Source organism: Actinoplanes sp. NPDC048988 (assembly GCF_043197815.1).
Classification (GTDB): domain Bacteria; phylum Actinomycetota; class Actinomycetes; order Mycobacteriales; family Micromonosporaceae; genus Actinoplanes.
The window spans coordinates 100568-118819 of record NZ_JBICTW010000018.1; the positions used below are offsets into that span (position 1 = coordinate 100568).

17 protein-coding genes are annotated in these 18252 nt (G+C 71.2%); 8 read left to right on the top strand and 9 right to left on the bottom strand.

Annotated elements, in window-relative coordinates:
* The first annotated feature begins 214 nt into the window (after positions 1-214).
* Genes ACGFJ7_RS38395 through ACGFJ7_RS38405 form a run of 3 tightly spaced genes read left to right on the top strand, consistent with a single transcriptional unit; the run spans position 215 to position 1564 of the window.
* Positions 215-577, top strand: coding sequence for a CrcB family protein (locus ACGFJ7_RS38395; RefSeq protein ID WP_360246317.1), 363 nt, complete (start codon positions 215-217; stop codon positions 575-577).
* Entirely contained in the window at positions 574-930 is a 357-nt protein-coding gene (crcB, locus tag ACGFJ7_RS38400; RefSeq protein WP_360246319.1) for a fluoride efflux transporter CrcB, read from the top strand. The genes ACGFJ7_RS38395 and crcB overlap by 4 nt, the downstream gene beginning before the upstream one ends.
* A gap of 4 nt (positions 931-934) precedes the next feature.
* Positions 935-1564 (top strand): GNAT family N-acetyltransferase, encoded by a 630-nt coding sequence (locus ACGFJ7_RS38405; protein ID WP_360246321.1) that lies wholly within the window; start codon positions 935-937, stop codon positions 1562-1564.
* A 242-nt stretch (positions 1565-1806) separates the two neighbouring features.
* Here ACGFJ7_RS38405 and ACGFJ7_RS38410 read toward each other — a convergent pair whose 3' ends face one another.
* The 9 genes from ACGFJ7_RS38410 to ACGFJ7_RS38450 all read right to left on the bottom strand — a co-directional run bounded on the left by ACGFJ7_RS38410 (position 1807) and on the right by ACGFJ7_RS38450 (position 12862).
* Complete coding sequence (locus ACGFJ7_RS38410; protein ID WP_392646875.1) at positions 1807-3954, bottom strand: MMPL family transporter; 2148 nt, start codon at positions 3952-3954, stop codon at positions 1807-1809.
* A 71-nt stretch (positions 3955-4025) separates the two neighbouring features.
* Positions 4026-4670, bottom strand: coding sequence for a response regulator transcription factor (locus ACGFJ7_RS38415; protein WP_360246325.1), 645 nt, complete (start codon positions 4668-4670; stop codon positions 4026-4028).
* A gap of 28 nt (positions 4671-4698) precedes the next feature.
* Positions 4699-6000: a sensor histidine kinase gene (locus ACGFJ7_RS38420; RefSeq protein WP_360246327.1), complete on the bottom strand. Its 1302-nt coding sequence runs from the start codon at positions 5998-6000 to the stop codon at positions 4699-4701.
* 77 nt (positions 6001-6077) lie between these two features.
* Complete coding sequence (locus tag ACGFJ7_RS38425; RefSeq protein ID WP_392646877.1) at positions 6078-8387, bottom strand: hypothetical protein; 2310 nt, start codon at positions 8385-8387, stop codon at positions 6078-6080.
* Positions 8388-8439: 52 nt separating this feature from the next.
* Positions 8440-9633, bottom strand: coding sequence for an acyl-CoA reductase (locus tag ACGFJ7_RS38430; RefSeq protein ID WP_392646878.1), 1194 nt, complete (start codon positions 9631-9633; stop codon positions 8440-8442).
* Complete coding sequence (locus tag ACGFJ7_RS38435; protein ID WP_360246333.1) at positions 9630-10664, bottom strand: acyl-protein synthetase; 1035 nt, start codon at positions 10662-10664, stop codon at positions 9630-9632. Before ACGFJ7_RS38435 ends, ACGFJ7_RS38430 begins: the two co-directional genes overlap by 4 nt.
* Positions 10661-11890: an AMP-binding protein gene (locus tag ACGFJ7_RS38440; RefSeq protein ID WP_360246335.1), complete on the bottom strand. Its 1230-nt coding sequence runs from the start codon at positions 11888-11890 to the stop codon at positions 10661-10663. The genes ACGFJ7_RS38435 and ACGFJ7_RS38440 overlap by 4 nt, the downstream gene beginning before the upstream one ends.
* Positions 11887-12624 carry an SDR family oxidoreductase gene (locus ACGFJ7_RS38445; protein WP_360246337.1) on the bottom strand — a complete coding sequence of 246 codons (738 nt, stop codon included), beginning with the start codon at positions 12622-12624 and terminating at the stop codon, positions 11887-11889. Before ACGFJ7_RS38445 ends, ACGFJ7_RS38440 begins: the two co-directional genes overlap by 4 nt.
* Positions 12617-12862, bottom strand: a complete 246-nt coding sequence (locus tag ACGFJ7_RS38450) for an acyl carrier protein (protein ID WP_097328818.1) — start codon at positions 12860-12862, stop codon at positions 12617-12619. Before ACGFJ7_RS38450 ends, ACGFJ7_RS38445 begins: the two co-directional genes overlap by 8 nt.
* A 189-nt stretch (positions 12863-13051) precedes the next feature.
* Here ACGFJ7_RS38450 and pseB point away from each other — a divergent pair, with 189 nt between their 5' ends.
* Genes pseB through ACGFJ7_RS38475 form a run of 5 tightly spaced genes read left to right on the top strand, consistent with a single transcriptional unit; the run spans position 13052 to position 18251 of the window.
* Positions 13052-14032, top strand: coding sequence for a UDP-N-acetylglucosamine 4,6-dehydratase (inverting) (gene pseB, locus ACGFJ7_RS38455; RefSeq protein ID WP_360246339.1), 981 nt, complete (start codon positions 13052-13054; stop codon positions 14030-14032).
* Entirely contained in the window at positions 14032-15156 is a 1125-nt protein-coding gene (locus tag ACGFJ7_RS38460; protein ID WP_360246341.1) for a DegT/DnrJ/EryC1/StrS family aminotransferase, read from the top strand. The genes pseB and ACGFJ7_RS38460 overlap by 1 nt, the downstream gene beginning before the upstream one ends.
* 4 nt (positions 15157-15160) lie before the next feature.
* Complete coding sequence (locus ACGFJ7_RS38465) at positions 15161-15988, top strand: hypothetical protein (protein WP_360246343.1); 828 nt, start codon at positions 15161-15163, stop codon at positions 15986-15988.
* Entirely contained in the window at positions 15988-17529 is a 1542-nt protein-coding gene (locus ACGFJ7_RS38470; protein ID WP_392646881.1) for a class I SAM-dependent methyltransferase, read from the top strand. The genes ACGFJ7_RS38465 and ACGFJ7_RS38470 overlap by 1 nt, the downstream gene beginning before the upstream one ends.
* Positions 17526-18251 carry a glycosyltransferase family protein gene (locus ACGFJ7_RS38475; RefSeq protein ID WP_360246347.1) on the top strand — a complete coding sequence of 242 codons (726 nt, stop codon included), beginning with the start codon at positions 17526-17528 and terminating at the stop codon, positions 18249-18251. The genes ACGFJ7_RS38470 and ACGFJ7_RS38475 overlap by 4 nt, the downstream gene beginning before the upstream one ends.
* Position 18252: the final 1 nt, after the last annotated feature.

Sequence of the window (18252 nt, forward strand, 5' to 3'; positions counted from 1 at the left end):
GTGGGCCGAATTGCGCCTAAAGCCCCTGATCGCGCGAGTTGTCCCCTGCGGCCAGAGCTTATCACCTGTGTCGCGTGTCACCGTTTGCCCCAGGGGGCTCATCCGCCGCGCGACCTGCAAGATCATCACCTACAGTGGACGACCAGAGACCGGCCGGGGTGGGCGCCGCCACGTCTGCCCCGGCCACCTCGATCGGCCCGCTACCGTGATCACCGTGGTTCTGGCAGTGATCTCCCTGGGCGGCGTGCTCGGCGCGCTGACCCGCTACGGCCTGACGCTGGCCTGGCCACATGCAACCGACGGCTTCCCGTGGGCGGTCTGGACGATCAACGTGTCCGGCTGCTTCCTGATCGGCCTCCTCTACGTCTGGCTCGGCCGTTTCCGCCCGGAGCAGCGCCTCGTACGCCCGTTCCTGGGCACCGGCTTCCTGGGCGGCTACACGACGTTCTCGACCGCCATGACCGACGTGCTGACCGCGCCGACCGTCACCGGCGCCGTCTACCTGATCACCACGCTGGCCGGCGCGCTGCTCGCCGTGTGGGCCGCGTCCGTCCTGGCCGAACGGGTGCCCCGATGACCACTGTCCTCCTGGTGGCCGCCGGCGCGGCGGTAGGCGCGCCGTTGCGGTACCTCACCGATCGGGCGTTCCCGTCACCGTCCGGCTTCCCGCGCGGCACCCTGATCGTGAACGTGGCCGGCTCGCTGCTGCTCGGCTTCCTGCTCGGCCTGCCGGTCTCCCCCACGCTGACCGCGCTGCTGGGCACCGGCTTCTGCGGAGCGCTGACCACGTACTCCACCTTCAGCTGGGAAACGCTCACCCTGGCCCGCTCGGACCGGCCGCAGCGGGCCCTGGTGTACGCGCTGACCAGCGTCATCCTGGGCCTGAGCGCCGCATTACTCGGCCGCTACCTGGGCCGCCACACACAATAGGGTCATGGAACTCGCGAAGATCCTGGAAGCCGCGGCCGAGGGCTACTTCCCGCCCCCGAACGGCGGCGTCACCGTCGTCCCGCAGCCCAGCGAGCGCGACGCGGGCGTGCTCGCCTTCACCGCCCACACGGTGATCTTCCTGGACGAGGACCCCGACTGGATCACCGCCACCCTGGCCACCATCGACGTCGACCCGCTGGCCCGGACCATGCACCCGCTGTTCCTGACGGCCCTGCTGACCCGCACCGGCCGCTCGGCCGACACGATCGACCTGCTGACGGTCGCCCCCGCGCTGCCGGGCCCGCCCCCGCTCACCCTCACCCGTCACGATCAAGACCATTCCCGGGTACGCCGGGCCCAGGCCCACCGCGACGACGTCCAGGCGTGGTGGACCGACGGTGGCGTGCTCACCCTCGGCCGCGGCGTGGCCGGCCGCTGGGAGACCTCGGTCGAGGTCGACGAGCCCGCCCGCCATCGGGGCCTGGGCCGCCTGCTGGCCACCGCCGCCCGCCACCTGATCCCACCCGGCTCGTGGCTGTGGTCCCAGCAGTCGCCCGGCAACGCCCGGAGCGTCCGCACCTTCCAGGCCGCCGGTTACCGCCCCATCGCCTCCGAGTTGCTCCTGCACCCGTGAAGCGGGGGCCCCCCCCGGGGGGGCCCCCGGCGGGGCGCTAAGGGCCCGGTTTGGCGCCCCCCCCGGGGGGGGGGCGACGGGGTGCCCCGCCGCCCGGGGGGGGGGGGGGGCCCCCCGCCCCCCCCCCCCCCCCCCGGCCCCGCCCCCCCCCCCCCCCCCGCGGCCCCCCCCCCCCCCCCCCCGCGGCCCCCCCCCCCCCCGCCCCGGGCCCCCCCCGGGGGGCCCCCCCGCTTCGGTGACGATCAGGCCGAGATGAGCTCACGCGACGGGGCGGGAGCATCGGGAGTCGCCGGCGGCTCGTGGGCGATCTGCGGCAGCCAGCCCAGCCAGCGCGGCAGCCACCAGTTCTTCTCGCCCAGCAGAACCATCACCGCCGGCAGCAGGACCGCCCGGATGATCGTGGCGTCCAGCAGGACCGCCGCCGCCAGGCCGATGCCGAGCTGCTTCGTCGAGGCCAGTGGCAACGTCGCGAACAGCGCGAACACCGCCACCATGACCACCGCCGCACTCGTGATCACGCCGGCCGTGCGGCCGATGCCCTCGCGGACCGCCTGCCGGGTCGGTAGGCCGCGGTCGTGGCCCTCGCGGATGCGGCTCAGCACGAACACGTGGTAGTCCATCGACAGTCCGAACAGGATGATGAACAGGAACAGCGGCATCCAGTTGATGATCCCGTCGGCCGCGTGGAAGTCGAGCAGGTCCTCGAAGTGGCCGTACTGGAAGACGAAGACCAGCATGCCGTACGCCGCCGCCACCGACATCAGGTTGAGCACGACCCCGGTGATCGCCACCACGATCGACCGGAACGACACGAGCAGCAGCAGGAAGGCCAGGCCGAGCACGAAGCCGAACACCCACGGCAGGCTCGAGTTCAGCCGCGCGTTGAAGTCCGCCTCACCGGCCGCCTCGCCCGTGACCAGCGCCGACGGTCCGAACACGGCCGGCACCACGTCCTCGCGCAGCAGCGGCAACGCCTCCTTGTCGGCCAGCCCCACCGAGACCACCGAAACCGTTCCGGCCGGGTTGACCTTCACCTCCACCGGCCCGGCGAGCCGGCCGCCGCTGGCCTCGACCGCCTTCTCCAGCTCGGCGATCTTGCCCTGGCTCACGCGCTCCTCGACGACGACCTCGGCCGGCGAGATCGAGCTCGGGAAGGCCTCCTCGACCGCCTTGTACGCCTGCACGATCGCGGCGTCCGGCGGAAGATCCTCAATACCTTCCCCCTTGGTCCGCAGGTCGAGCGCCGGCCAGGCCAGGGCGCCCAGCGCCGCCACCGCGAGCACCGCCGAGATCAGCGGCTTGGCCAGCACCACGCCGAGGAAGGCGTTCCACACCCGGCCGTCGCCGCGCTTGCGGTACAGCCCCGGAATCTTGATCGCGTCGACCTTGTCGCCCAGGGCGGACAGCAGCGCCGGCAGCACGGTCAGCGAACCGAGCACGGCCGTCGCCACGACCAGGATCGTGCCGACCGCGAAGCTGGTGAAGGTCGCGTCGAAGGTCAGGAACATGCCGGCCATCGCCACGATCACGGTCAGGCCGGAGACCCAGATCGACCGCCCCGACGTCTGCGCGGCGATCACCAGCGCCCGGTGCGGATCGGCCCCGTTGCGCCGCTCGTCGCGCTCGCGCCGGATGTAGAACAGGCAGTAGTCGACCCCGACGGCCAGCCCGACCAGCAGCATCACGTGCATCGTGGTGTCTACCGTCGGCGCGAGCCGGCTGGCGAAGGCCAGGAGGCCGATCGCCGCGACCACCGCCATCACCGCGAGCAGCACCGGCAGGAACGCGGCGACCACCGCGCCGAACGCGATGAGCAGAATCCCGAGCGTCACCGGAATCGACAGCAGCGACAGCGTGTGCAGGCCCTTGTCCAGGTCGTCGCCGATGAGCTTGTCGCCGCTCGCGTCACCGCCCTGGGCGACGTAGAGATCCGGGTGCTTGGCCTGCACCGAGGCGACCGTGTCGAGCGACGGCCCGACCCGCTCGGAGGCCGTGGCGGGATCGCCGCTGATGCCGAAGGTGACCAGCGACGAGCGCCCGTCGGCCGACTGGATCGCCGGCCGCACGTCCACCACGTTCGCGGTCTTCTTCAGCGCCGCGCTGACCTGAGCGACGGCCGCCGCCCGGTCGGACGAGGCCCGGTTCTGCACGATGACCATCTCGCCCGCCGGCTGCTCCGGGAAGCCGGCCCCGTCGATGATCTGTTCCGCGCGCTGGGAGTCGCCGTGCCCCTGATCGGCCCCCGTGGCCTCGACCGTCTGGAACTGCCCGGCCAGGACAGTCACACCGATGACAAAAGCGATCCATCCCAGGATCGCGAGCGTCCGGTGCCGGGCGCTCCACAACGCGGCGCGAGCCGCGATCCCCTTCACGTTCCCCCTGTGCTTCATGAGGGAAACGCTATGAAGAACGGGAACGCCACTCGATCCCCTTGACCCCCGAATCGAGGGTGGGGTTAGCCCTACCCCTGGAGGTAGGCCAGCACTGCCATCACGCGGCGGTGCTGTTCGTCGTCCTGGTGGAGGCGGAGCTTGGTGAAGATGTTGCGGACGTGCTTCTCGACCGCGCCGTCGGTGACGACCATCTTGCGGGCGATCGCCGTGTTCGACAGGCCCTCGGCCATCAGGCCCAGCACCTCGCGCTCGCGCGGGGTGAGGGTGCGCAGCGGGTCGTCGCGGCGCCGGCGGACCAGCAGCTGGCTGACCACCTCGGGGTCGAGGACCGTGCCGCCGGTGGCCACCCGGTGCAGGGCGTCGAGGAACTCGGCGACCAGGGACACCCGGTCCTTGAGCAGGTAGCCGACCGCGCCCATGCGGTCGGCCAGCAGGTCGTCGGCGTACGAGACCTCGACGTATTGCGACAGCACCAGGATGGGCGTGCCGGAGACCAGGCCACGCGCCTCGACGGCGGCCCGCAGGCCCTCGTCGGTGTGTGAGGGCGGCATCCGCACGTCCACGATGGACACGTCCGGCTTGTGCTCGGCGATGGCAGACACGAGGGAAGGCCCGTCGCCGACGGCCGCCACCACAGTGTGACCGTTCTCCTCGACGAGCCTCACAAGTCCCTCGCGCAACAGCACCGCGTCGTCGGCAATAACCACCCGCATGCCGCCATGCTGTCAGATGACGCTCAGCTCAAAGGGGCAGGGCCGCCGTGAGCTGCGTTCCACCGGTGGCCGGGCTGGTGACGTCGAGCAGTCCGCCCGCCGCCTGGACCCGGTCGGCCAGGCCGGCCAGGCCGTGTCCCTTGGCCAGGCTGGCGCCGCCGACACCGTCGTCGCTGACCGAGACCAGCAGGCCGGCCTGGTTGCGCTTGACGGTCACCTGGACCTCGCTGGCGTGGCTGTGCTTGGCCACGTTCGTCAGGGCCTCGGCCACCACGAAGTAGGCCGTCGACTCGACCAGCGGGTCGAGCCGCTCGGTGACCGGCGCGTCGAGGTCGACCGGGACGGTGCAGCGGCCGGCGAGCGCGGTGAGCGCCGCCTGCAGGCCGCGGTCGACCAGGATCGGCGGGGCGATCCCGCGGGACAGGGCGCGCAGCTCGTCGAGGGTTTCCCGGGTCTGTGCCAGTGCCTCGGCCACGGTGGCCCGGGCCGCGTCGGGGTCGGTGGCGAACTGCTGCTCGGCCCGGCCGAGGTCCATGGCGAGGCGGACCAGGCGCTGCTGGGGACCGTCGTGGATGTCGCGTTCGAGGCGGCGCAGGGCGGTCGCCTCGGCCGAGACGGCGGCGGCTTTCTGCTGCTGGGCCACGTCGCGGGCGGCGTTGGCCTGGTTGACCTGCTCGCGCAGCTCGTTGACGCCGCAGAGCAGGCCGCGGGCGAACCAGGCCTCCATCAGGGCGGCGCCGCGGACGACCGGGTAGAGCGTGCCGGCGAAGAAGACGCCGATGGCGAAGTAGAAGATCACGCGGGTGCTGGTGGCGTCGCCCATGCCGAGCAGTTCGGGCAGGTCGGTGTTGTCGTCGCCGCGCGGGATGGCCCAGTCCCAGAGCGGGACGGTGAGGCCGCTGATCGCGCCGCACCACCAGGTGAGCACGAAGCTGAAGCCGATGGTGCTGGGGATGAAGCGGAACATCCCGTGCAGCATGTCGAGCCACGACTGGCCGTCGGTGAGCGGCGTGAAGGTGCGGCGGAGCAGGTCGCCGCCGGGGTTCTTCTTGTACGCCGGGTGCGGGATCTTGTAGCCGAAGACGGGGCCGATGCGGGCCCGTTCGATGGTGGCGAAGCCGCGGGAGACCATCAGGCTGCCGACCAGCAGGGGCAGGCCGACCCAGATGACCACGAGGCCGAGTCCGGCGAAGAAGCCGGTCATGCAGACGACCAGCGTCACCAGGCCGAGCGGGAAGCCGAGCAGCACGTACTGCGTGTCGATGCCGATCCGGCGCAGGAGCCGGGCAGCCGGGGCCTGCGTGGGCGCGGGTGAGGCGTACGTCGTCATGTCCTTGACGTTAGGCATCGGCGCCCCCCGTTCCGATCCCGCTGACCGCCGTCTGTTTGGTAGGGCTGGCCCTACCGTCACGTTAGTTGATAGACGCTCACCGGCCCGGACCGGTAGCGGAGCGTCGCCGTGGCGGCCAGTCCGGCCGAGACTCCGCCGGGGGCGCGGTCGTCACCGAAGAGCCACTTCACCCCGTATCGGCGCTTGAGCTCGGCCACGTCGGCCGGCCGGCCGGCGGCGAAGACCCGCTGGTTGAGCTGGTAGGCAGCCTGGTCGGGGGCGGGCTGGTACATGTAGCGCTTGCCGTTGACCCCCTCGGCGGCGACCGCCGAGTCGGTGTAGCCCCAGCTTTCGACGAGGGTGCGGCGGCCGCCCAGCCCGGCGACCCAGAACGCCCGGGCGTCGCACTCGGGGGTGCCGGCGATCGGGCGGCAGTGCACGTTGGTGGCGACCAGGTCGTACCGGCCGGCGTGCTGGTCGAGCCAGGCCGCGGCCCGCATCTCCTGCGGTTGGATGACCCGTTCCCGGTCGAGGGCGGGCCGGTCGGAGTGCGACCATCTGACCGCGCTCACGACCCCGCGCGCCTGCTGTTGGGCGCTGCCGACGAGCCCGGCCATGAGCACGGCCGCGATCAGCGCCGGGAAGATCGCTCGCCAGGCCAGGCGGCCGGTCCGCCGCCGCCACAGGTACAGCCCGATCACGGCGACGACCAGGGCGACGGCCGCGGTGAGCAGCAGCGGCTCGGCCAGCGCCCAGGCCCACCCGGCTTCGGTGGCCGGTTTCGGCGCCGGCACCTTGGGCGCGACCGCCGCCCACAGCCCGCCGGCGATGGCGCCGGCCACCACCGGGCGCAGGCTGCGGGCCTGGTCGGCCAGGAGCCAGGCGGTCAGGACCGTGCCGAACGGGATCGCGCACAGGTAGAAGTAGTTCTGGCTGGCCGACGGGTGCCACAGCAGGTACGCCGCGCCCGCGCCGGCGGTGATCATGCCGGCGAACAGCCAGGCCGCCGGTTCGCGGCGGGTGCGCCCGAGCGCGAGTCCGGCCACGCCGAGCATCCGGGGCGCCTGCATGATCACCCACCAGATCAGCAGCCCGGCCAGGAACACCCCGCCGGTCAGGCCGGCGTGCTCCACTCCGTACGGGACCTCGATCGTGTCCTCCCGCCCGAGGGTCTGCCGGTAGGGCGCCACCCAGTAGAGCACCGCCAGCGGCTCGAGCTTGAGCGTGCCCGCGCCGCCGCCCGCGAAGAGCCGGAAGCCGACCACCACCGCGGCCAGCACCAAGGCGAACAGGCCGAGCACGGGCAGCAGCCGGCGCCGCTCGCGCAGCAGCACGATCAGCAGGGCGGCGGCCAGCCCGGCCAGGAACGGCGGCAGGGCGCTGGATTTCGACCCGGCCACGGCCAGGGCGAGCGGGAAGATCGCCACCCATCCCCAGCGCAGCGGGCGGCCCCGCAGCACGTCGACGGCGAACACGATCAGAAGACCGAGCAGGCCCAGGACGTACGTCTGTGAGGGGCTGACGAAGCTGATCGGGATGACGCCGATCGGGGTGACCGGGCTACCGAGCAGCAGCGGGAAGGCCAGGATGGCGGCGACACCGCCACCGGCGCCGGCCCACCAGCGGCCGCTGAGCTCGCGGATCAGCGCGGCGCAGACGAAGATCGCCACCCCGGCCACCGGCACGAACCAGAGCCGCAGGAGCACGACCGCCGGGTCGATGCCGGTGATCATGCTGCCGACGGCGATGTCGGCGTCGGAGAGGTAGTGGTAGTGCAGCGTCTCGCCGGCCACCTGGGGCACCTGGAACGGCATGGCGCGGGTCATCTCGTGCACGAGCGCGAGGTGGTAGAGCAGATCCTGATAGAGCGACCCGCCGGCCGGCGGCAACGGGCTGCGGACCCAATTGGGGTACGCGACGACGACCACCAGGAGCAGCCCGCCCGCGACGATCCACGACCAGAGGGCCGGCAACGGCCGCGGCTCGGCGATCCGCCAGTGCCGTCGCAGGCCCGGCACGGCCAGGAACAGCGCCCCGATCAGCGCCGGCCACCAGGGCAGCAGCCAGAACCAGTCGAGGGCGGCGGCCAGCGCCCACCCGCCGAGCAGAAGCAGCATGCCGGTGGCGGCGCCGAGCCCGAGGTCTTCCGGCCAGTTGCCGCGGCTGCCCCGCACCGCCCGGTGCACCAGCGTGCCCGGAAGCACCACGCCCAGGGCGAAGTACACCGCGTACACCGCGATGTCCCGGCCCGAGACGTCGGTCTGGAGCAGCCCGGCGACCAGCGCCGCGGCCGGGAAGAGCCACGGCAGCACACGGGCGGCGGCGGGGATCAGACGCGAACGCGCCGAGACCGCCGGGGATCCGGCGGTCTCGAGTACAGCTGTCACAGGGTGGAGCGTAGTCAGCCCGGGCACGTACCGAGGCTGCTCGTAGCCCCCGTCACAGGGAAAGCGTCGTCAATCGGGTGAACTCGCGGGGCAGGTCGTAACCGTCCCAGATCGAGCCGAAGGTCAGCGCCTGGCCGAAGGGCACGATCCGGTCGACGCCGCGACCGCCCAGCGCCAGGCCGAACTCGCGCAGTTCGTCGGCGCCGAAGCCGAAGTGGCTGAACGTCTGGTCCTGCCGGTTCATGACCGGCACCAGGTCGAGCAGCGAGCCGACCTCGGCGAACGGGAAGGCGCCGGCGCCGATCCAGTGGCGCGGCGCGTCCGGCACCGTGGTGAGCGACATCGCGGTGACCGAGTTGGCCGGGAACTCCATCGAGGAGATCGCGCCGGTCGCGGCCAGGCCGTAGGCGTTCACCCTCTTCTCCACCGCCATCGCCGCGTCGATCTCCCAGCCGCGCTGGCCGGAGACCTCGATCAGCAGCTCAATGAACTGCTCGCGGACGTCGCCGGTGTCCTCGCCGACCAGGAAGACCGTGCGCGGTGACGAGCAGGCGGCCTGGTCGAACCAGTAGGCGTCGTTGGTGAAGCCGAGGACCGCCTCACGCCGCTTCTTGTCGTCGGCCGCCCGCCAGCCGTCGGCCGAGAGCGCGGCCCACGACGTGCGGTCGGGGAAGGTCAGGTCGCGCGCGGACGGGCGCAGCGGGTGCTTGCGGATCGCCTCGACGGTGTTGTCGCCGCCCCAGATGACCCGGACGTCGGCCCACTTGCTCAGGGCGCCGGTGATGGCGTCGTCCCGGCCGTAGGTGACCATCCGCTGGGTGCGGCCGATGATCGGGTCGGAGTCGGCCAGCACCTCGTTGAGCGCGCCCAGGATCGTGTCGGCCGCGGTGGCCGAGCGCTCCGAGATGCGGACCACGTTGTGGTTGCCGGCCAGCGCGGACAGCGCCCACGAGTAGACGAAGATCGTGTCGACGTTCGCCGGCGGCACGTGGAACACGTTGCCGCGCGGGAAGACCAGCGCGTCCTCGTGCTGCATGTGCTTGACCACGCGGTGCAGCTCGGCCGGGCGCAGGAAGAAGCCGAGCGAGCCGAGCTCGGGGTGGCGGCGGGCGACCGCCGGCACGAGCAGCTTGCGGGCCAGTTTGCCGAGGAAGTCGATGACCCGCGGGTCGCCGACGGTGAGCCGGTCGTCCGACGGCGCGGTGAGGTCGCCCTCGGCCCCGAACCGGTACCTGATCGTGGTCACGCCGCCTCCCGGTAGGTGTCGGAGCAGCCGCGGGCCTCGGCCCGCGGGAGCCGGCCGAGCACCGAGAAGCGCTTGCCGGGCCAGTCGCCGTCGTCGACGCCGTGCACCACGCCGAGGTCCTCGGTGAGGATGATGTGCCCCGGGTACGAGGTGGGCAGCGTGCTGATCACCTCGATCAGGCCGGGCTCGCCGACGGGCTGCTCCTCCCACGTCTGCGGGTTGCGGATCACGATGTCGGCGAAGTCGGGGGCGTAGAGCGAGCCGCCGGACGGGCCCTCGAGGAAGACCGTGCCGATCTGCTCGATCATGCCGTAGTAGTTGTGCACCCTGGTCAGGCCGACGCCGGCCAGCCGGGCGCGGAACTCCTCGGGCGAGACGGCCTGGTCGATCAGCTTCTTCCAGCCGCCCGAGTGGATCAGGATGCCGTTGCTGAGGTCGAGGCCGTTGTCGCGGGCCACCTCGTACAGGTGCAGCCAGACCAGGTAGGTGAAGCCGAAGATGAGGAACGGCTCGTTCCCGTACTTCTCCAGGAACTCCTTCAGCGCCGGCAGGTCGACGTGACCCTCGCCGTCGAGCGCCCAGACGTGGTTGCGGCCGAAGTTCGACATGCCGAGCACGCCGGCGCCGCGGGCGCTGAACGACTTGCGGTCCTTCAGCATGGCCTTGGTGTCGACCAGGATCATCGGCAGCCGCTTGGGGCCGAGCACGCTCTGCACGGTCGCGCCGAGGCGGCGGGTCTGCTCGGCGGCCGACTCCTTGTCGAGGTAGATCTTGCTGACCTCGCCGGTGGTACCGCTGGAGGTCAGCACCTTGTAGATCTCGTCGTCCGGGATGCTTTTGAGCTCGAGGTTCTTGAACAGCCGCACGGGCAGCCAGGGCAGGCCGGCGATCGAGTCGGCCGGGGTGTAGCCGGAAGCGGCGAGGATCCGCTCGTACGGCTCGCATTTTTCCCGGTGGTGCTCGACCAGCGCGGAGAGTTCCTTGAGAAGGACCTCCTCCTTCGCGGCCTGAGGGAGGGTGAAGACACTCACAGCGAAGACTCCAACGCGCGATAGTCGATCTTGCCGTTCGGCAGCAGCGGCAAGGCCTCAACACTACGCACGTTCACGCCGGTGAAGTGTGTCCCGAGCCACTCCGCGATCTTGGTGCGGAGGCTGCGAGCGTCGTCGTCGGAGACACCGACGGCGAAGACCTCGAGCTTGTCGTCGCCGGCCACGGCCGTCACCGGGAAGTTCTTCTCGACGTCGTCCAGGTTGATCCGGACGCCGAAGACCTTGGCCATCCGCTTGATCCGGCCGGTGATGAACAGGAAGCCCTCGTCGTCGAGCCGGCCCAGATCGCCGGTGCGCAGCACGCCGCCCTGCTCGTCGCCCTTGACCAGATCGGCCGCGGTGTCGGCGTAGCCCATCATCACGTTCGGGCCGTGGAAGACGACCTCGTCGTCCTCGATCGTGAAGTGCGAGCCGGGCAGGGCGAGCCCGACCGAGCCCAGCTTCTCGGCCAGCCGGTCCGGCGGCAGCGTCGTCATCCGCGGCGCCGCCTCGGTCTGGCCGTACATCACGTAGAGCCGGCCGCCGACCTTCGCCATCCGCTCGGCGAAGTCGGTGACCAGCTCGGCCCGCAGGCGCCCGCCGGCCTGGGTGAGGTTGCGCAGCGTGGGGTATTTCGCCGGGTCGAAGCGCAGCCGGCGCAGCATCTCGTACTGCGACGGGACGAAGGCCATCGAGGTGACGCCGTGGTCGACGGCGGCCGTCCAGAAGTCGCGCTGCATGATGCCGGTGCGCTCGAGGACGATCGTGGCCCCGCGCAGCAGGTGCGAGTTCAGGACCGACATGCCGTACGAGTAGAAGAGCGGCAGCGTCGTGATGGCCACCGAGTCGGCCGTGATGTCGAGAACCCGGGCGATCTGGTCGGCGTTGGTCTCGACCGCCGACGCCGAGAGCCGGACCAGCTTCGGGTTCCCGGTAGATCCGCTGGTGGTCAGCAGGATCGCCAGGTCGGGGTGCACCTCGGTGGTGCTGAACCGCTCGATCAGGTCGCTGTGGTCGGCGTCCGGGTCGAGCAGCACGACCGGACGGCCGAGCCGCAGCGCCGCCAGGTAACGGGCGATCGACGCGATGGTCGTCTCGATCGGCAGGAACACCACCCCGCCCGGCTCCTCGGCCAGGACGGCGGCCGCCGCCGCGATGGTTTCCTCGGTCAGCGTCTCGCCGGTGGCCGCGTCGACGACGCGGGCACCGGGGTGGAACAGGTTCACAGCTTGAGTCCTCCGTCGACCCCGATCACCTGTCCGGTGACGAAGCGGGCCTGGTCGGAAAGAAGGAAGGCGATCACGTCGGCCACGTCCTCGGCCTCGCCGAGCCGGCCGAGTGCGGTGTCGCCGACCGTCTGCTCGCGGCCCTTCTCGTCGAGGGTGTCGAGCATGTCGGTACGGATGAAGCCGGGCTCCACCGCGTTGACCCGGATGCCCTGCGGCCCGAGCTCCTTGGCGGCGGAACGGGCCAGCGCGGCCACCGCGCCCTTGGAGGCCGAGTAGGCGACCTGCCCGGCGATGCCCCGGCTGGCGGTGATCGACGAGAGCAGCACGACGGCCGGGTTCTTGCCCCGGGCCAGCAGCCGGGCGGCACCCCGGAGGGTGAAGACGGCGCCGGTCGCGTTCACCGCGAAAAGTCGCTCGATGGTGGCGTCGTCGGTCATGCCGAGCATGCCGGCCGCGTGCGTGCCGGCGTTGACGACCAGCGCGTCGAGGCGCTTGAAGTTCTGGAAGGCGAGCTGGACCAGCGCCTTGCTGGTGGCCGGGTCGGCGATGTCGCCGTGCGCGTGCAGCACGGTGACGCCGAACTTGTCGCCCAGCTCGGCGGCGACCGCGGCCACCGCGTCGGCGCCGTGACCGTGCAGGACCAGGTCGTAACCGCGCTCCGCCAGCTTGGTGGCGGTGGCCTTGCCGATGCCGCGGGAGGCGCCTGTGACCAGGGCCGCCCGGTCACTCATTGAAGTTGATCCCGTACTTGCCGAGGATGCTGATCGCTTCCTGGAAGCTCGACATGTTGATGACGTCGTCTGTGTCAATCATCACCGAGAACTCGTCCTCGATGGTCGCCACCAGGGACATGTGCGCGAGCGAATCCCACTTCTCGTTGTCCTGGTACCGCAGGTCGTCCACGGGGGCGTCCGCCGGAAGGTCGAGGGCGGTACGGAACGCCTCACGCAGTCTCTGCAGTTCGCTCACGGGGTAACTCCAAGGGGGTGTGGACAGAGGATTCTAAAACTGACGGTGGCTCATGAAGGCCGGGCCAATGCTAGCTGAACACCGGGTGAACTACGGTGATCGTTTGAGCTTGACCCGCGAATCGGCAGGTCCGATGGTTATGCTTCCGGCTCGTACTGCGTCCTGTCCCACCCCCCGGGAGAAAATCAAGTGTCTGTTCTGAGCGGATCGTCGATCCTGGTCACCGGCGCGACCGGTTCCTTCGGAAAGGCGTTCCTCAACTACGCCCTGACCCACCTTGACCCGCAGCGCATCGTGGTGTTCTCCCGGGACGAGCTGAAGCAGTACGAGCTGCGGCAGATGTTCAACGACGACCCGCGCCTGCGCTTCTTCCTGGGCGACATCCGGGACAAGTCCCGGCTGGAGCGCGCCATGCACGGCGTCGACTACGTCGTGCACGCGGCCGCGCTGAAGCAGGTCGACACCGCCGAGTACAACCCGTCGGAGTTCGTCGAGACGAACATCAACGGCTCGCAGAACGTCATCGACGCCGCGATCGACAAGGGCGTCAAGAAGGTCGTCGCACTCTCCACCGACAAGGCGTCGAGCCCGATCAACCTGTACGGCGCCACCAAGCTGGTCGCCGACAAGCTCTTCATCGCCGGCAACCACTACGCCGCGACCCACCCGACGCGCCTGGCCGTCGTCCGTTACGGAAACGTTATGGGCAGCCGCGGCTCGGTCGTCCCGCTGTTCCGCAAGCTGGCCGCCGACGGCAAGAGCCTGCCGATCACCGACAAGCGGATGACCCGCTTCTGGATCACGCTCCCCCAGGCCGTCAAGTTCGTCGTCGACTCGTTCGACGTGATGCAGGGTGGCGAGCTGTTCGTCCCGCGCATCCCGAGCATGCGGATCCTCGACCTGGTCGAGGCCGTCGCCCCGAACTCGCCGACCCACGAGATGGGTGTCCGGCCGGGCGAGAAGCTGCACGAGGAGATGATCGCCTCCGACGACAGCCGCCGCACGCTGCGCTTCCCCGACCGCTACGTGGTCCAGCCGGTGGTGGCCAGCTGGGGCTACGAGGCTCCCGAGGGCGGCGAAGAGGTGCCGGACGGCTTCAACTACCGCTCCGACAACAACGACCTCTGGCTGTCGGTCGAGGACATGCGCGCCCTGCTCGAGGAGAACTGATGCTGCCCTACGGGCGGCAATCCATCGACGAGTCCGACGCCGAGGCCGTCGTCGCGGCCCTGGGCAGCGACTGGCTGACCACCGGGCCGCGGGTGGCCCAGTTCGAGGCGGACATCGAGGCCGCGGCCGGCGCCCCGGCCGTCACTGTCACCAACGGGACGACCGCGCTGCACACGGCGTACGCGGCGGCCGGAGTCGGCGCGGGCGACGAGGTGGTCACCACCCCGATGACGTTCGTGGCCACGGCCTCGACCGCCATGATGCTCGGCGCCAAGGTCGTGTTCGCCGACATCGAGGACGACACGGCGAACATCGACCCGGCCGCTGTCGAGTCCCTGGTCACGGCGAAGACCAAGGCCGTCGCCGCCGTCGACTACGCCGGTCACCCGGCCGACTACGACGCCCTCCGCAAGATCTCGGAGAGCGTGGGCGCCGTGCTCATCGGCGACGCCGCCCACTCGATCGGCTCGTCGCTGAACGGCCGCCCGGTCGGCTCGCTGGCCGACCTGACCACGTTCTCGTTCTTCCCGACCAAGAACCTCACCACCGCCGAGGGCGGCGCGGTCGCCTCGATCCGGCCCGACCTGCTGGAGCGCGCCCGCACGTTCCACAACGTCGGCATGGTCAAAGATCCGGCCAAGCTGCGTCACCCGGACGAGGGTGGCTGGTTCTACGAGGTGCAGGAATTCGGGCTGAACTACCGGCTGCCCGACATCCTGTGCGCGCTCGGCAGCTCGCAGCTCAAGCGCCTGGGCGCGTTCAAGGCCCGCCGGCAGGAGCTCACCGCGCGCTACGACGCGCTGCTGGCCGACGTGCCCGGCCTGCGCCTGCCGATCCAGCGTGAGGGCGTCGACCCGCTGCGTCACCTGTACCCCGTCCGGGTGCTCGACGGCCGTCGCCGCGAGGTGTACGACCGGCTGCGCGAGGCGGGCATCGGTGTGCAGGTCAACTACATCCCGGTCTACTGGCACCCGGCCTTCGAGGAGCTGGGCTACCGCCGGGGGATGTGCCCCGTCGCCGAGGCCTTCTACGCTGAGGAGCTATCGTTGCCGCTCTTCGTCGACCTCAGCGATGCCGACCAGGACCGAGTCGTCGAGGCGTTGCGGACCATCCTCGGGAGCTAGTCGGGTGCACCACGCCAACCACTTCTACGGCCACGCGCACATCCTCGCGGAGTACTGCGGCCTCGATCCGGAGGATCCACCCCGGATCGACGGCTTCGTGCAGCACGGCTGGAACGTGGTGGACGGGCTCGGCTACGGCACGCCCTACGTGCCGGGCCGGCCCATCCTCGTCTACTCGGAACGCACGAGGCGGCGGGCGTGGTCGATGGGGCGCCGCCATGTCACGGTCATCGGCGCCCCCTTCCTCTACCTGCTGACCATGCGGCCCGAGGACCCGGGCGCCCCGCCGCGCGAGGGCACCATCTTCTATCCGTTCCACGGCTGGGAGAACCAGCAGGTCCTCGGCGACCACCAGCGGCAGGTCGAGGAGATCCTGGCGACCGAGGACGGCCCGGTCACCTTCTGCCTCTACTGGAACGAGTTCCAGAACGACAAGGTCCGCCAGTCGTACGAGCAGTACGGCCGCGTGGTGTGCCACGGCTACCGCGGCAAGCAGTGGCTCGACACCGACCGCCACTTCCTCGACAAGCAGCTCGCCGAGCTGCGCCGGCACAAGCGTGTCGCCTCGAACAGACTGAGCAGCGCGATCTTCCACGGCGTCGCGGCCGGCTGCGAACCGGCCGTCTACGGCGACCCGATGCACCTCGACCGGGAAGACCTGCCGATGGCCGAGCGGATCCGGCGCGAGTGGCCCGAGCTGCACGGCAAACACCTCGACATGACCGTCGCCCGGCCGTCGGCGCTGAGCGAGCTCGGCGACGGCTACCTCGCCTCGCCGGCCGAGCTGCGCGTTCTCCTCGGCTGGACGGAGAAGGCTAGGGTGCCCGCGTGATGGAGATGATCGGGGGCGAGATGCCCTCCTTCACCGAGGACCGTCCGCCCGCCGGCGGCGCCCTGTTCGGCTACCTCGCCGATCAGCTGCCCGACGGCGCCGAGGTGCTGGTCGCCGGTCCGCACGACGCCGCGCTGGTCGACACGCTGGCCGCCCGTGCCACGGTGACCTGCCTGCTGCGCTCCCAGCCCGACGCGATCGAGGTGGAGGCCCGCGGGGTGCGGGTCCTCTGCGGCAGCCTGGCCAAGGTCCTGGACACCGAGCGGTACGACGTCGTGGTCGCCCTCGACGGGCTCGACCGCCTCTGCTCGGTCGAGGGACCCCAGCTCGACTGGGTGGAAAGCCTCCAGGCACTCCAACGCCTCCTGCGCCCCGGCGGCACGCTGCTGCTGGCCGTCGAGAACGATCTCGGCGTGCACAAGCTGGTCGACCCGTCCTCGTCCACCGCGTCCCAGGCCGACAGCGCCTGGCGGCCGCTGGGCGAGTTCGACACCAAGCCCGGCAACCCGGGCCGCCTCGCCGGCCGGCTCGCCGCCGAGGGCCTGGCCGTCGACTGGCTGGGCGCGGCCTGGCCCGTGCCGCACGAGCCGACCCTGATCGCCACGCCGAACGCGCTGCACGACGGGCCGGCCGACGCGCTGGCCGCCGTCACCGCGAGCGCCGCCGCCCGGGCGTACGCCGAAAGGTCGGTCCTGAGTGACCCCCGCCGGCTGGCCGCGGCCGCCGTGCGCGGCGGCCTGGGGCCGGAACTCGCCTCGGCCTGGCTCGTCGCGGCCCACCGCGCGCCCCGCCCGGCGGCCGCGCTGAGCCTGCCGCCGGTGCTGATCGGAGACGGCCCGGTGGTCGAGCTGGCCCCCGGTCGTGACGGCGGGTGGACCCGGCGCGTACTCCGTGAAGTTCCTGGTCGGGACCTGTCCGCGCTGAACGGGCCGCTGCCGCGGGGCCGCCTGCTGGAGGAGTTGCTTCTGGCCGCCTGCCTGCGGCACGATCTTCCGATCGTGCGGCGGTTGCTCACCGGCTGGACCGCCGCGCACCCCGGCGCCGCCGCCGACAACGTGGTGGTCCACGAGGACAACTCCACAGAGCTGACTCACCCAGAGCTGACTTACACAGTGCTCGACCCCAGTGTCCCGCCGCAGACCGACGTGATCCGCCGGTTCGCGCAGACGCTGCTCGGCGGTGGCTACGCGCACCCCTGGCCGGCCGCCGTCGACCTGCCGACCCTCACCTCGATCCTGCACGCCGCCGCCGGCCGGCCCGCCGACGCGGAAACCGGCGACGCGGCCGCGGGCGAGGATCCCCCGCTGCCGGACGCGCGCCGGGAGCACGAGGAACAGATCCGGGCGCTGCGCCGGCAACTGGCCGACGCCACCACCCGGGCCCAGTGGTTCGAGCGCGAGCTCGGCCGCCGGGACGCCGAACTTCGCAAGGCCCGTATGCAGATCGCCGCCTTCAGCGGCTCCGTGAGTTTCCGCGTTGCAAAACTCGGATTCGGGGTAGCCCGCAAGGCTCGCAATCGCCTTCGAAAAGGACTTTCATGACAACCCTCGGCATCATCCAGGCCCGGATGGGCTCCTCCCGGTTGCCCGGCAAGGTGCTTCGCAAGCTGGGCCGCCGCAGTGTTCTCGAACGGGTCGTCCGGGCCGCCGCGCAGAGCGGTGTCCTGGACACCATCGTCGTGGCCACCACCACCGAGCCCGACGACGACGCGGTCGCGGCCGAGTGCGCCGCCCTCGGCGTGCCCTGCTACCGGGGGTCGGTCGACGACGTGCTCGAGCGCTTCCTGGGTGTGCTGGACGAGCACGAGAGCGACGTCGTGCTCCGCTTCACCGCGGACTCGCCGCTGCTCGACCCGGAACTGATCGCTCGCGCGTACCGGGTCTTCACGGCCGCCGAGGCCGACTACATGACCACATCGATCGTCAAGACGCTGCCCCGCGGCCTGGACGTCGAGGTGGTCCGCACGCCGGTCCTGCGCGAGATCGACGCGCTGGCCACCGAACACCACCGCACGCACGTGACGTCGTACATCTACACGCACTCCGAGGAGTTCGACGTGATCGGGCTGACCCTGCAGCCCGACCTGTCGCACCTGCGGCTCACGCTGGACACCGAGGACGACTGGAAGCTGATCGAGGCGATCGTCCAGCACTTCGGCGACGAGCCGATCTCGGTGCGCAAGCTGACCGACTGGCTGGCCGGACGGCCCGACCTCACCGAGCTGAACGCGCACGTCCTCCAGAAGGCGCTGGTACAGGCGTAAC